This is a genomic window from Mesorhizobium sp. M0011 (genome assembly GCF_040324155.1).
Classification (GTDB): Bacteria; Pseudomonadota; Alphaproteobacteria; order Rhizobiales; family Rhizobiaceae; genus Mesorhizobium.
In genome coordinates, this window is sequence record NZ_JAMYVQ010000008.1 from 189989 (window position 1) to 203649 (window position 13661).

Here is a 13661-nt window from a genome sequence, read left to right on the forward strand (position 1 = left end):
GGCCTCAAGTGCTGAGCGAATTCGAGGCGCGCAGGCTGCAACCGGTGATCTGGAACGTGCCGTCGGGCTGTTGCTGCAACGTGTAGACAGCCTCGTAGTCCTTGCCGTCGGGGCCGACGATCAGCACCTGCTGGACGATCGAACCCGGAGCCGTCTCCTCGACCTTGCCGAAGGAATAGGTCCGCGGCTTGCGCACCGGCGGGTAGCCGTTGGTCACCATGTTCATGAAAGCGTCGACGGTCGGGAAGATCCGCTTCACATTCGGGGCGGCGAAGCTGTAGGCGGTGGCGCCGTCATTGGCGATGAGGGCCTTTAGCTGACCGTCGATGACGGACTGGCCTGCCTTGATCTCGGCATCGCCGGCCAATGCCGACGACGCGAAGAGGAATGGAACGACTGCGATTGCGAAAAAGGCGCGGCGCATGGCCTGTCTCCGTTGTCCCGCGAAATATCTTCCCTCGAAATGGCGCTGTCCGAAGGCGCATCATAACATACGCTTGGCAGCGCATCGCGGTTTCAGCGATTGCGAATAATCGCTGGCGATCGGCGGCAGGTTGCATGCTGGTGTAGAGCTGCGGAAGATCGCAGCCCAGGCCTGGGCCGGCTAAGTACGGATTCCAGCGCTTGAAAGCCCGCCTCCAGTCTGCCAGAAGGGCCGCTGGACTTGGACGTTTAGCGGGACGAAGCCATGAAGGCGTTTTTCGTGCAGATCAAATGTGAGTTGGGCAAATCCTATGAGGTTGCCAGCGCGCTTGCCGATGCCGAGATCGCCTCGGAAATCTACTCCACCGCCGGCAATTACGATCTGCTCGCCAAATTCTACGTCGACGACGAGGAAGACGTCGGCCATTTCGTCAACGAAAAGGTGCAGATTCTCCCCGGCATCAAGGACACGTTCACCGTCGTCACGTTCCGCGCTTTCTAGCTGGCAAACGCATTTGCCCGGGCACGAGGCAAAGGCTGACCAAGGTCATATTTCACCTGCCTCAATTTTAGGCAGGCGCAACATACTGATCGCCCGTATCTCCCAAATCACCGATTGCGCTTGATTTTCTCCGGCGACCCCAGTGAAATGGCGTCACAGGGGAGTATGCGATTGGCAGCGTTCGATGAAATGCTTCCGGAAGTCTCCGGATTGAGAAGACCGTATTCGGCTTATGATCGCTGGCTGAAGGAGCAGGACCCAGCCAGGTTGACCGAGAAGATGCAGGACGCCGAACGCGTCTTCCGCAAGACCGGTATCACCTTCGCCGTTTATGGCGAGCAGGAAGCCTCCGAGCGGCTGATCCCGTTCGACATCGTTCCCCGCATCATTTCAGGCAATGAATGGCGGCGCCTCACGCAGGGCATAGAGCAGCGCGTGCAGGCGCTGAACGCCTTCCTCGACGACATCTACCATCGCCAGGAAATCCTGCGCGCAGGGCGCGTCCCCAGGGAATTGATCGCCAGGAACGAGGCATTCCTGCCGGAGATGATCGGGGTCAGGCCGCCGGCCGGCGTCTATACCCACATCATCGGCGTCGACATCGTCCGCATCTCGGAGGACGAATTCTACGTGCTGGAGGACAATGCGCGCACGCCGTCGGGCGTCTCCTACATGCTGGAGAACCGCGAGACGATGATGCAGCTGTTCCCCGAGCTGTTCCAGAAGATCAAGGTGCGGCCGGTGGAAAACTACCCTCAGCTTCTGCGCCAGTCGCTGGCGGCGGTGCGGCCGCAAAGCACAAAGGGTGCGCCGACCATTGCGGTGCTGACGCCCGGCAGTTTCAACTCCGCCTATTTCGAACACGCCTTCCTCGCCGACCAGATGGGCGTGCAACTGGTCGAAGGCCAGGATCTGCGGGTCGTCGACGGGCATGTCGCGATGCGCACGACCGAAGGCTACAAGCAGATCGATGTGCTTTACCGCCGCGTCGATGATTCCTTCCTCGACCCGCTGACCTTCCGGCCGGACTCCGCACTTGGCATACCCGGCATCATGGATGTCTATCGGGCCGGCAACATCACCATCGCCAACGCGCCGGGCACCGGCATTGCCGACGACAAGGCGATCTATTCCTACATGCCCGAGATCATCGAATTCTACACCGGCCGCAAGGCGATCCTGGGCAACATCCCAACCTGGCGCTGCTCGGAGCCGGACAGCCTGAAATACGTGCTCGAACACATCGACGAACTGGTGATCAAGGAAGTGCACGGTTCCGGCGGCTACGGCATGCTGGTTGGGCCGGCAGCAACCAAGAAGGAATGCGAGACGTTTGCCAAGAAACTCCAGGCAAAACCTTCGAATTACATCGCCCAGCCGACGCTCGCGCTGTCGACATGCCCGATCCTGACGGAAAAGGGGTTGGCGCCGCGCCATGTCGATCTCAGGCCCTATGTGCTGGTCTCCGACCGCATCCAGATTGTCCCCGGCGGGTTGACCCGCGTCGCGCTGAAGGAAGGCTCGCTGGTCGTGAATTCCTCGCAAGGCGGCGGCACCAAGGACACGTGGGTGCTGGATGATTGAAGTGAGCGAGTAGGGCAGTAGGCAGTAGGCAGTAGGCAGTAGTGGAAGCAGAGGGACAGGGAAATGCCATATTCCATTGAGATTCAAACTCTTACTATTGCCTATTGCCTATTCCCTACTCACTAGCCCGAAGGGCCAATTCAATGCTTCTCGGCCGCACCGCCAACGGGCTCTATTGGATGAATCGCTATATCGAGCGGGCCGAGAATATGGCGCGGCTGGTCGATGCCGGTTTGCGCATGGCGCTGACCCGTACCCAGAGCGCCTCGGAAGAGTGGAGTTCGGTGCTGCTCAGCGCCGGTTCCGACGTCACCTTCAGCCAGAAATATTCTGACTATACCGCCGCCAATGTCGCCGACTTCCTGTTGCGCGACACGTCGAACCCGTCGAGCACGATGGCGTCGATCGAGACGGCCCGCAACAATGCCCGCATGGTGCGTACCGCGCTGACGCGCGAAACCTGGGAAAGCATCAACGAAGCCTGGATGTCGCTGAAGCGGATGCTGGCCAAGCCGATCGACGAGCGCGACCTGCCCAGCGTGCTCGACGCCATCAAGCGCGAGACGGCGCTGATCCGCGGCTCATTCTACGGCACCATGCTGCGCAACGAGATCTTCGACTTCTCGCAGCTCGGCACTTATGTCGAGCGCGCGGACAACACGGCGCGCATCCTCGACGTGAAATATTATGTGCTGCTGCCGTCGATCTCCTGGGTCGGCTCGACGCTCGACAATTATCAGTGGGAATCGATCCTGCGTTCGGTCTCGGCGCATCGCTCCTATCGCTGGGTCTACGATGCCGATTACAAGCCGACCAACATTGCCGATTATCTGATCCTCAACGTTCGTATGCCGCGCTCGCTGATGTTCTGCTATCGCTTCCTGTCGGAGCATCTGAAATTCCTCGGCGACGATTACGGCGAACGCCATGCCTGCCACGCAACGGCCGAGAAGACGCAGACAATGCTGAGAGCCGGGTCGATCAAGGGCATATTCGACGCCGGCCTGCATGAGTTCCTGGCCAATTTCATTCGCGACAACACCAAGCTGGGCGAAGAGATCGCACAAGATTATCGGTTCAATTGAGCATGGTCCCGAAAGGTGGAGCCGGTTTTCTCAGACAAATGGAAACCGTTTGTCCGGAGATCGTGCTCACAAACGGAATAGAAGCATGCGGCTGAAGATCACCCACCGGACCGAGTACCGTTACGATACGCCGGTGCACTATCTGTTGCAGCGGCTGCGGCTGCTTCCGGTCAGCGGATCGACGCAGACCATTCTGTCCTGGGCTCTGGCGATCGAAGGCGCGCGCGAAGAGGTCCGCTTCGTCGACCATTTCGGCAACGACACAAGGCTGTTGAGCGTCGAGGGCGAGCGCGACTTCATCACTGTGGAAGCATCAGGCGAAGTGGTGACGCGCGACACCGCGGGTGTCTCGGGACCACACCAGGGCTTTACGCCGCTCTGGCTGTACAGCCATGAGACACCATTGACGACGATCGGCAGCGGTGTTCGCGATCTCGCCGCGTCGGTCGGCAAGGGCAGCGACATTGAAAGGCTGCACCGGCTGATGGCCATCATCGGCGAACGCGTCGCCTACACGCCCGGCACCACCAACGCGACGACGCCGGCGGAGGAAGCCTTGGCGCTCAAGACCGGGGTCTGCCAGGATCATACCCATATCTTTGCCGCCGCCGCCCGCGCCATGGGCTTTCCAGCTCGCTATGTCAGCGGCTATCTGATGCTGGATGCCACGGTCGAGCAGGCGGCCAGCCATGCCTGGGCCGAAGCGCATGTCTCGGGTCTCGGCTGGGTTGCCTTTGATGCCGCCAATGGCATTTCACCCGACGAGCGTTATGTAAAGGTGGCAACGGGCCGCGATTACCGCGACGCCACGCCGGTGTCGGGAATTCGGCTGGGACAGGCGGAAGAACGGCTTGCGGTCACCGTCACGGTGGAGCAGTAATCCTTCGCACGATTGCTGCCGAGCGATTCATCGTTTCAAGGAACGCCGAACCGCTCTATCCCCTTGTTTTAACGCAATTCCGCACGGAAAACCGCTTCACAATTTTCCTGGAATTGCTCTAGAAGAGATTCCATGACCTATTGCGTTGGCCTGAAGATCGACCGCGGGCTCGTGTTCATGTCGGACACGCGCACCAATGCAGGCATGGATTCCATCTCCACCTTTCGCAAGATGCATGTCTGGGAAGAGCCGGGCGAGCGTGTCATCGTTTTGATGTCGGCGGGCAATCTGGCGACGACGCAGGCCGTGGTCAGCCTGCTCGACGAGCGCACCAAGGCGATCTCCGAAAGGCATTCTACGGTGCTCGAAACGCCGTCGATGTACCAAACGGTCCGCATTGTTGGCGACACGGTCAAGGAGGTCATCGCCAATTCGTCACCCGCTGGCGAAAAGGCGGATTCCTATTTCAATGCGTCCTTCATCCTCGGCGGTCAGATCAAGGGCAGCGAGCCGCGCCTGTTCATGATCTATCCCGAAGGCAATTTCATCGAATCGACCGATGACACGCCGTTTTTCCAGATCGGCGAGACCAAATACGGCAAGCCGATCATCATCCGCGCCTACGAAAGGACGATGAGCCTGGCCGAGACGGTGAAGCTGCTTTTGGTGTCGTTCGATTCGACGTTGAAGTCGAACCTGTCCGTCGGCTTGCCGCTCGACCTGCTCTTCCTGGAGAAGGACGCCTTCAAGGTCGGATTGAAGAAGCGGATCGGCCAGGATGACCAGTACTACCGCACGATCTCCGACGGCTGGTCGAATGCGCTGAAGACGGCCTTTGCCAGCCTGCCGGATTTCCCCGGCTGAGGCGTGCGGCATCCGTTGCTGGTTGCATATATTTCACGCGTTAATTAATAAAGAGACCAGCCGCGATGGATGGTGGCGGTCGATCATGTCGGGAGGACAGGATGAACAACGATGATTTCCGGCAATGGTCGCGGCGCGCCGCCGACTGGGGCGCCGACTACCGCAATACGCTGCGCGAGCGGCCGGTGCGGCCGCTGGTCGAGCCTGGCGACATTTTCCGAGGCATAGAGGCGTCGCCACCCGAAGACGCCGAACCGATGGACCGGATCTTCGCCGATTTCGAAGAGAAGATCCTGCCGGGAATGACACATTGGCAGCATCCGCGTTTCTTCGCCTATTTCCCGGCCAATGCGGCGCCGGTCTCGGTGGTGGCGGAATATCTGGTTTCGGCGATGGCCGCGCAATGCATGCTCTGGCAAACCTCGCCGGCGGCGACCGAACTTGAAACGCGCACCGTCGACTGGATGCGCCAGGCGCTCGGCCTGCCCGAAGGGTTTTCCGGGGTGATCCAGGATTCAGCCTCGTCGGCGACACTGGCCGCGGTGCTGACCATGCGCGAGCGGGCACTCGACTGGCAAGGCAACAAACAAGGCCTGGCAGGGCAGGCGCGGCTGCGCATCTATTCCTCCGATCAGGTGCACACTTCGATCGACCGGGCGATCTGGGTGTCAGGCATCGGCGAGGACAATCTCGTGCGCATTCCGGTCGGCGGCCGCTTTCGCGCCATGGACACGGCAGCGCTCGAGGCGGCAATCGTTGCTGACCGGGAAGCCGGCATGGTGCCGGCCGGGATCATCGCTTGCGTAGGCGGCACCAGCACCGGCGGCACCGACGACATTGCAGCGGTTGTCGAGGTCGCACGGCGACATGGGCTTTATCTTCACGTCGACGCCGCATGGGCGGGATCGGCGATGATCTGTCCGGAGTATCGGCATTTCTGGACAGGCGTCGAAGGCGCCGATTCAATCGTCTTCAATCCGCACAAATGGCTGGGCGCGCAGTTCGACTGCTCGATCCAGTTCCTGCGCGATCCCGAGAGCCATGTCAGGACGCTGGCCATCAAGCCGGATTATCTGAAGACGCACGGTCATGACGGCATCATCAACTATTCCGAATGGTCGGTGCCGCTCGGCCGGCGCTTCCGCGCGCTGAAATTATGGTTCCTACTGCGCGCTCATGGCCTGGAACGCCTGCGCACGATGATCCGCAATCATGTCGCCTGGAGCGAAGGGTTGGCGGAGCGGTTGGCAAGGGAGCCGGATTTCGAGATCGTCAGCGAACCGATGCTGTCGTTGTTCTCGTTCCGGCACAAGACCGTAATCGACGCGGACGAGCACAATCTGCGCCTTGTCAATGCGATCAACGACGATGGCCGCATCTACCTGACGCAGACGAAGGTTGATGGACTGATCGCAATCCGGTTCCAGGTCGGACAGTTCGAGGCGACTGCCGCCGATGTCGATGCGGCTTTTGTCGTTATCAAAGAAATCGCACGTGGCCTGGATCGCTGATTTCGTTAGCCGGCTTATGCCTTTCCATCGATTTCGTTTTCGACTATAGACAAGAAAAACGAAAACGGGAGGTTGCCCATGTATCTGTCGCCGCGCCATGCCGAGATTATCCAGATGGCCAAGGATCATGGCCGCGTGCTGGTCGATGATCTGGCCACCCACTTCAATGTGACGCCGCAGACCATACGCAAGGACCTCAACGATTTGTGCGACCAGCGGCTGCTCTCGCGCATCCATGGTGGCGCGCTGTACCCCTCCGGCATCGAAAACATGGAGTATGAGGCGAGACGCAAGATCGCCGCCGACGAGAAGGAGGCGATCGGCCGCGCGGCCGCCAGACTGATCCCCGACAACGCCTCGCTGTTCATCAACATAGGCACCACGACAGAGTCGGTCAGCAAGGCGTTGCTCGATCACAACGGTCTCATGGTCATCACCAATAACATCAATGTTGCCAATAGGATGCGGATATATCCGTCGATCGAGGTGGTGATTGCGGGTGGTGTCGTGCGCGGGTCCGATGGCGGTGTGGTCGGCGAGGCGGCGGTCGACTTCATCAGGCAGTTCAAGGTCGACTACGCGGTGATCGGCGCATCCGCCATCGACCATGACGGCGCCTTGCTCGACTTCGATTTTCGCGAGGTCAAGGTGGCGCAGGCGATCATCGCCAATGCAAGGCATGTCATCCTGGTTTCCGACCAGACCAAATTCGAGCGAACCGCACCGGTGCGCATCGGCCATCTGTCGCAGGTCAACACCTTCATCACCGATCGTTGCGACATCCCGTCGGTGCGCAAGATCTGCCAGGAGGCCGAGGTTCAGCTGATCGAGACGTCGCTCGCCTAGGCGGTTTTCACCCGATATCACGCGCTCGTGATATTTCGTTTGACATTCGTTATCATTTCGAAATAATTCCGACACGGTTTCGTAAAAGCCCAAAAATGGTGCAATGCGAAATCGTTGGAGGAATTGTGGACGCATCTCCGATCCGTGACATTTTCGTCATAGGTGGCGGCATCAATGGCTGCGGCATTGCCCGTGATGCCGTCGGTCGTGGCTTTTCCGTGTTTCTCGCCGAGATGAACGACCTCGCCAGCGGAACCTCCTCGGGTTCGACCAAATTGATCCATGGCGGCCTGCGCTACCTCGAATTCTACGAATTCCGCCTGGTGCGCGAGGCGCTGATGGAGCGCGAGGTTTTGTGGAAGAACGCGCCGCACATCATCTGGCCAATGCGCTTCGTGCTGCCCTATGCCAAGGGCCTGCGCCCGGCCTGGCTGATCAGGCTCGGTCTCTTCCTCTACGACCACATTGGCGGGCGCAAATTGCTGCCCGCGACCCGGACGCTGGACATGGCCAGGGATCCGGCCGGTAAGCCTTTGAAGCCGCTGTTCAAGAAGGCCTTCGAATATTCTGATGGCTGGGTCAATGACGCGCGGCTGGTGGCGCTGAACGCACGTGATGCCGCCGACCGCGGCGCCACGGTCCGCACCCGCACGAAAGTGACCGGCGCGCGCCGCGAAAACGGCCTGTGGGCAATCCAGATCGAGGATCTGCAGACCGGCGAGACCGAGGAGATCAAGGCGCGACTGCTGGTCAATGCCGCCGGCCCCTGGGTCGATCATGTGCTTTCCGGCGTCGTTGGCCTCAACGATGTGCACAATGTCCGCCTCGTGCAGGGCAGCCACATCGTCGTCGCCAGGAAGTTCGACGATCCACGCGCCTATTTCTTCCAGAACAAGGATGGCCGCATCATCTTCGCCATTCCCTATGAGGAAGAGTTCACACTGATCGGCACCACCGACCAGGATTATCCCGGCGATCCGCATGACGTGAAGATCAGCGACACCGAGATCGATTATCTCTGCGCCGCGGCAAGCGAATATTTCGCCCAACCCGTCAAGCGCTCGGACATCGTCTGGACCTATTCGGCCGTCCGTCCGCTCTATGATGACGGCGCCTCCAAGGCGCAGGAAGCGACGCGGGACTATGTGCTCAAGGCCGATGGCGGCGAGGGCGCCGCCCCGATCGTCAACGCCTTCGGCGGCAAAATCACCACCTATCGCCGGCTGGCGGAATCGATGCTGGAAAAGATCGAGGGTTTTCTTGGCAAACGCGGCAAGCCGTGGACTGCAAACGCGCCGTTGCCGGGCGGCGATTTCCCGGCCACCGGTTTCGATGCCGAAGTGGCGAAATTGAAAACCGCTTATCCATTCCTCGACGCGCGCCTGGCTCGCCGGTTGACCCGGCTCTATGGAACCCGCGCGAGGATGCTGTTGGGGCTGGCCAAATCGAACGTCGATCTCGGCCGCAACTTCGGCGTCGATCTCTACGAGGCCGAGGTGCGCTATCTCGTTCAAAACGAATGGGCCGTCACATCGGAAGATGTATTGTGGCGCCGGACCAAGCGCGGTCTGCATCTCAGCCGCGAGCAGGTGGCGGCGCTCGATGAATTCATGCGCGGCATAAGCCGGCGCCATGTCGCGGCTGCCGAATGAAGAGGGGTTTGAGCTGATGCGGAAAGCCTGGGAGGAGGCGTCATGCTGGAACTGAGAAACGTCACCAAGACGGTCGGTGCGGTCGAGCATATAAGCGACGTGTCGCTGACGCTCCAGCACGGCTCGCTCAACGTCCTGCTCGGACCGACGCTTTCGGGCAAGACCAGCTTGATGCGGCTGATGGCCGGCCTCGATGTGCCAACCTCCGGTTCGATCTGGTTCGACGGCCAGAATGTCACCGGCGTGCCGGTGCAGAAGCGCAAGATCGCCATGGTCTACCAGCAGTTCATCAACTATCCGGCGATGACCGTTTATGAGAACATTGCTTCGCCGCTACGGGTGGCCGGCATCGAGCAGGCCAGGATCGACAGCCAGGTACGTGAAGCCGCCGCTCTTCTCAAGCTGACACCCTATCTCGACCGCACGCCGCTCAGCCTGTCGGGCGGCCAGCAGCAGCGCACCGCGCTGGCGCGCGCCATCGTCAAGAACGCAAGCCTGGTCCTGCTCGATGAACCGCTCGCCAATCTCGACTACAAATTGCGCGAGGAACTGCGCGCCGAATTGCCCAGGATATTCGCGGCCGCCGGCACCATCTTCGTCTACGCCACGACCGAGCCGCACGAGGCCCTGCTGCTGGGCGGCAACACGGCGACGCTTTCGCAAGGCAAGATCACCCAGTTCGGACCGACCATCGAGGTGTTCCGCAAGCCGGTAGATCTGGTGACAGCCAGGACGTTTTCCGATCCGCCGCTCAACACCATCGTGCTCGCCAAGAAGGGTCGGGATTTCCTGCTCGAGGGCGGCGTGAACCTGCCGGTGCCGACCGAACTCTCCGGCATTGCCGACGCCATCTATACGATCGGTTTTCAGCCGCACCACCTGTCGCTCGAGCGGCCCAATGCGGCGGCGGTGCCGGTGCGTGCCAAGGTGACGATCACCGAGATCACCGGATCGGAGAGCTTCATCCATCTCGATTTCGCCGATGCGCGCTGGGTCATGCTGACCCATGGTATCAGGCATTTCGAGCCAGACGAGGTGGTCGAGGTGTTCATCGATCCGCGCCACATCATGGTTTTCGACGAGCACGGCAGCGCCGTGACTGCGCCGAAGCTGGCGGCTTGAGGGCAAAGAGATGGCACGCATCGACGTCAATCATGTCCGACATTCCTACCTGCCGAACCCGCAGAAGGATGCCGATTTCGCGCTGCGGGAAGTGCATCATGTCTTCGAGGACGGCGGCGCCTATGCGCTGCTCGGGCCCTCCGGTTGCGGCAAGACCACGCTGCTCAACATCATTTCGGGATTGTTGCACCCCTCGCACGGCCAGTTGCTGTTCAACGGCAAGGACGTGACCAATTTATCGACGCAGGAGCGCAACATCGCGCAGGTGTTCCAGTTCCCGGTCATTTACGACACCATGACCGTCTACGATAATCTGGCCTTCCCGCTGCGCAACCGCGGCGTGCCGGAAGCCGATGTCGACCGCAAGGTTCGCGAGACGTTGGAGATGATCGATCTGGCGTCCTGGGCGAAGAAGAAGGCGAGGGGCCTGACCGCCGACCAGAAGCAGAAGATCTCGCTCGGCCGCGGGCTGGTGCGCTCCGACGTCAACGCCATCCTGTTCGACGAGCCGCTGACCGTCATCGATCCACACATGAAGTGGGTGCTGCGCTCGCAGCTGAAGCAGTTGCACCGCCGCTTTGGCTACACCATGGTCTATGTGACCCACGACCAGACCGAGGCGCTGACCTTCGCCGAGCAGGTCGTGGTTATGTATGATGGCGGCATCGTGCAGATCGGCACACCAGCCGAATTGTTCGAACGGCCACGCCATACCTTTGTCGGTTATTTTATCGGCTCGCCGGGCATGAACGTCATGCCGGTGGCAATCGACGGCAAGACGGCGACGCTCGGCTCGCAGCGAATCGAACTGCCGGGCGCACCCAAGTCAGCCAGCGGCGCCGTCGAGCTCGGCATCCGTCCCGAATATGTCCGGCTCGGCCGCGAAGGCATGGCCGTGCAGGTCAGCAAGGTCGAGGATCTCGGCCGCCACAAGGTGGTGCGCGCCAAGCTCGAAGGCCGCGATATTTCTGCCGTGATCGGTGAGGACGAGACCCTGCCCGCCGATCCGAAGGTGCGGTTCGACCCGGCCGGCATCAACATCTATGCCGATTCCTGGCGTGTCGAGATGGAGGCCTAGATGGAGAAGACCTGGAACAACAAGGCCTGGTTTATGGTGCTGCCGGTTCTTCTGCTGGTGGCGTTCTCGGCGGTGATCCCGCTGATGACGGTGGTCAACTATTCGGTGCAGGACACGTTCGGAAACAACGTCTTCTTCTGGAACGGCTCGGACTGGTACACCGAAATTCTGGAGTCGGAACGCTTCTGGCTGTCGATGGTCCGCAACCTGATCTTTTCCGCAACCATCCTCGCCATCGAGATTCCGCTCGGCATCTTCATCGCTCTCAACATGCCCAAGAAAGGCTGGGGCGTGCCGGTCTGCCTGGTGCTGATGGCTCTGCCGCTGCTGATCCCGTGGAACGTCGTCGGCACGATTTGGCAGGTATTCGGCCGCATCGACATTGGCCTGCTCGGCTACACGCTGTCGGCGCTCGGCTTCGACTACAACTACGTCAACGATCCGACTGATGCCTGGGTGACGGTCATCCTGATGGACGTATGGCACTGGACAAGCCTCGTCGTTCTGCTCTGCTACGCCGGATTGGTCTCGATCCCCGATGCTTTCTACCAGGCGGCCAAGATCGACGGCGCCTCACGCTGGGCAGTGTTCCGCTACATCCAGCTGCCGAAGATGAACCGCGTGCTTCTGATTGCAGTGCTGCTGCGCTTCATGGACTCGTTCATGATCTACACCGAGCCGTTCGTGGTCACGGGCGGAGGCCCTGGCAATTCGACGACGTTCCTGTCGATAGACCTGGTCAAGATTGCGATCGGTCAGTTCGATCTCGGGCCGGCGGCCGCCATGTCGATCATCTACTTCCTGATCATCCTTTTGCTGTCTTGGGTGTTCTACACCGTCATGACCAATGTCGATGCGGAGCGCTGAGATGAGCGGCGCCAACGAAGGAACGACGAGGCAGGACCGAGTGCGTGAGACGGCGGTTTCGGACGGGCTCGCCAGCACATTGTCGCAGGACCAGCTTGCGCGGCTGATGCGCCGGCGCGGCGAAGAATCCCGGTTCTGGTGGTTGGTGCCGACGATCTACATCATCTTTCTGATGCTGCCGATCTACTGGCTGGTCAATATGAGCTTCAAGACCAATCAGGAGATTCTGGGCGCGTTTTCGCTGTGGCCGAAGAGCCCGACCCTGGCCAACTACATCGTGATCTTCACCGACCCGTCCTGGTACAAGGGCTACATCAATTCGATCATCTATGTCGTCATGAACATGGTGATCTCGGTTTCGGTGGCGCTGCCGGCGGCCTACGCTTTCTCGCGCTACCGGTTCCTCGGCGACAAGCACCTCTTCTTCTGGCTGTTGACCAACCGCATGGCGCCGCCGGCAGTGTTCGCGCTGCCGTTCTTCCAGCTCTATTCGGCGTTCGGGCTGATCGACACGCATATCGCGGTGGCGCTGGCGCACTGCCTGTTCAACGTGCCGCTGGCGGTCTGGATCCTCGAAGGTTTCATGTCCGGCGTGCCGAAGGAGATCGACGAGACCGCCTATATCGATGGCTATTCCTTCCCGCGCTTCTTCCTGAAAATCTTCATGCCGCTGATCGCAAGCGGCGTCGGCGTGGCCTGCTTCTTCTGCTTCATGTTCTCATGGGTCGAACTGCTGATCGCGCGCACCTTGACCACGACGGCCGCCAAACCGATCGCGGCGATCATGACGCGTACGGTCTCGGCCTCCGGGCTCGACTGGGGCGTGCTGGCCGCCGCCGGCGTGCTCACCATCCTTCCAGGCGCGCTCGTGATCTGGTTCGTCCGCAACTACATCGCCAAGGGCTTTGCCCTGGGGAGGGTATGACCATGAACCTCACCTGGATGGCATGGACGCTGCCAACGGCGATCTTTTTCATCACGATCCTGGTGCTGCTCTGTGGCATGGCGGTCTGGGAATACGCCTCGCCTGGCGGCAATCCCCGGATCGGCCTCCTGCGCTTCGAGACGACGCGCGGCGACCGCCTCTTTGTTTCGCTGCTCGGCAGCGCCTTTATCCATCTCGCTTGGCTGGGTCTTGTCGGACCCAACCTGTGGTGGGCTCTCGCTCTCTCCGTAGTCTACGCCGTCGGCGTGTTCCGCTACGTATAGAGGGGGAAACTGTTGGAGCGACCGCGTGCCGGCGGCCG

Annotated in this window: 14 protein-coding genes; 13 read left to right on the forward strand and 1 reads right to left on the reverse strand. The window is 60.6% G+C overall.

The window, feature by feature from the left end; all coding sequences use genetic code 11:
* Positions 1–4: 4 nt before the first annotated feature.
* Positions 5–424 (reverse strand): DUF4864 domain-containing protein, encoded by a 420-nt coding sequence (locus tag NKK51_RS12240; RefSeq protein ID WP_352553052.1) that lies wholly within the window; start codon positions 422–424, stop codon positions 5–7.
* A 264-nt stretch (positions 425–688) separates the two neighbouring features.
* Between NKK51_RS12240 and NKK51_RS12245 the strand changes: the two genes are divergently transcribed.
* From NKK51_RS12245 to NKK51_RS12305, 13 genes are all read left to right on the forward strand, one after another.
* On the forward strand, positions 689–925 hold the full coding sequence (locus tag NKK51_RS12245; protein ID WP_010909609.1) for an Lrp/AsnC family transcriptional regulator: 237 nt from the start codon (positions 689–691) through the stop codon (positions 923–925).
* A 171-nt stretch (positions 926–1096) separates the two neighbouring features.
* The gene (locus NKK51_RS12250) at positions 1097–2509 is read left to right on the forward strand and encodes a circularly permuted type 2 ATP-grasp protein (RefSeq protein WP_023812984.1); all 1413 of its coding nucleotides are present in this window, start codon (positions 1097–1099) and stop codon (positions 2507–2509) included.
* Between the two features lie 143 nt (positions 2510–2652).
* Positions 2653–3594: an alpha-E domain-containing protein gene (locus NKK51_RS12255; RefSeq protein ID WP_352553054.1), complete on the forward strand. Its 942-nt coding sequence runs from the start codon at positions 2653–2655 to the stop codon at positions 3592–3594.
* Positions 3595–3679: 85 nt separating this feature from the next.
* The gene (locus NKK51_RS12260) at positions 3680–4474 is read left to right on the forward strand and encodes a transglutaminase family protein (protein WP_352442601.1); all 795 of its coding nucleotides are present in this window, start codon (positions 3680–3682) and stop codon (positions 4472–4474) included.
* Positions 4475–4606: 132 nt separating this feature from the next.
* Positions 4607–5338: a proteasome-type protease gene (locus tag NKK51_RS12265; protein ID WP_023812981.1), complete on the forward strand. Its 732-nt coding sequence runs from the start codon at positions 4607–4609 to the stop codon at positions 5336–5338.
* 101 nt (positions 5339–5439) lie between these two features.
* Positions 5440–6849 carry a pyridoxal phosphate-dependent decarboxylase family protein gene (locus tag NKK51_RS12270; protein WP_352553056.1) on the forward strand — a complete coding sequence of 470 codons (1410 nt, stop codon included), beginning with the start codon at positions 5440–5442 and terminating at the stop codon, positions 6847–6849.
* A gap of 78 nt (positions 6850–6927) precedes the next feature.
* Complete coding sequence (locus NKK51_RS12275) at positions 6928–7695, forward strand: DeoR/GlpR family DNA-binding transcription regulator (RefSeq protein ID WP_127258922.1); 768 nt, start codon at positions 6928–6930, stop codon at positions 7693–7695.
* Positions 7696–7820: 125 nt separating this feature from the next.
* Entirely contained in the window at positions 7821–9347 is a 1527-nt protein-coding gene (gene glpD / locus NKK51_RS12280) for a glycerol-3-phosphate dehydrogenase (protein WP_352553058.1), read from the forward strand.
* A 42-nt stretch (positions 9348–9389) separates the two neighbouring features.
* Complete coding sequence (locus NKK51_RS12285) at positions 9390–10469, forward strand: ABC transporter ATP-binding protein (RefSeq protein WP_352553060.1); 1080 nt, start codon at positions 9390–9392, stop codon at positions 10467–10469.
* A gap of 10 nt (positions 10470–10479) precedes the next feature.
* Positions 10480–11547 (forward strand): ABC transporter ATP-binding protein, encoded by a 1068-nt coding sequence (locus NKK51_RS12290; RefSeq protein ID WP_128303595.1) that lies wholly within the window; start codon positions 10480–10482, stop codon positions 11545–11547.
* On the forward strand, positions 11548–12414 hold the full coding sequence (locus NKK51_RS12295; protein ID WP_023812975.1) for a carbohydrate ABC transporter permease: 867 nt from the start codon (positions 11548–11550) through the stop codon (positions 12412–12414).
* Between the two features lies 1 nt (position 12415).
* Positions 12416–13339 carry a carbohydrate ABC transporter permease gene (locus NKK51_RS12300; RefSeq protein WP_027036701.1) on the forward strand — a complete coding sequence of 308 codons (924 nt, stop codon included), beginning with the start codon at positions 12416–12418 and terminating at the stop codon, positions 13337–13339.
* 2 nt (positions 13340–13341) lie between these two features.
* The gene (locus NKK51_RS12305) at positions 13342–13623 is read left to right on the forward strand and encodes a DUF2160 domain-containing protein (protein WP_352553061.1); all 282 of its coding nucleotides are present in this window, start codon (positions 13342–13344) and stop codon (positions 13621–13623) included.
* The last annotated feature ends 38 nt before the right edge of the window (positions 13624–13661 follow it).

Bases quoted from the DNA above. Each gene is read 5' to 3' on its own strand.
- NKK51_RS12240 (WP_352553052.1), bottom strand. From the start codon at position 424: ATGCGCCGCGCCTTTTTCGCAATCGCAGTCGTTCCATTCCTCTTCGCG.
- NKK51_RS12245 (WP_010909609.1), top strand. From the start codon at position 689: ATGAAGGCGTTTTTCGTGCAGATCAAATGTGAGTTGGGCAAATCCTAT.
- NKK51_RS12255 (WP_352553054.1), top strand. From the start codon at position 2,653: ATGCTTCTCGGCCGCACCGCCAACGGGCTCTATTGGATGAATCGCTAT.
- NKK51_RS12260 (WP_352442601.1), top strand. From the start codon at position 3,680: ATGCGGCTGAAGATCACCCACCGGACCGAGTACCGTTACGATACGCCG.
- NKK51_RS12265 (WP_023812981.1), top strand. From the start codon at position 4,607: ATGACCTATTGCGTTGGCCTGAAGATCGACCGCGGGCTCGTGTTCATG.
- NKK51_RS12270 (WP_352553056.1), top strand. From the start codon at position 5,440: ATGAACAACGATGATTTCCGGCAATGGTCGCGGCGCGCCGCCGACTGG.
- NKK51_RS12275 (WP_127258922.1), top strand. From the start codon at position 6,928: ATGTATCTGTCGCCGCGCCATGCCGAGATTATCCAGATGGCCAAGGAT.
- NKK51_RS12285 (WP_352553060.1), top strand. From the start codon at position 9,390: ATGCTGGAACTGAGAAACGTCACCAAGACGGTCGGTGCGGTCGAGCAT.
- NKK51_RS12290 (WP_128303595.1), top strand. From the start codon at position 10,480: ATGGCACGCATCGACGTCAATCATGTCCGACATTCCTACCTGCCGAAC.
- NKK51_RS12295 (WP_023812975.1), top strand. From the start codon at position 11,548: ATGGAGAAGACCTGGAACAACAAGGCCTGGTTTATGGTGCTGCCGGTT.
- NKK51_RS12300 (WP_027036701.1), top strand. From the start codon at position 12,416: ATGAGCGGCGCCAACGAAGGAACGACGAGGCAGGACCGAGTGCGTGAG.
- NKK51_RS12305 (WP_352553061.1), top strand. From the start codon at position 13,342: ATGAACCTCACCTGGATGGCATGGACGCTGCCAACGGCGATCTTTTTC.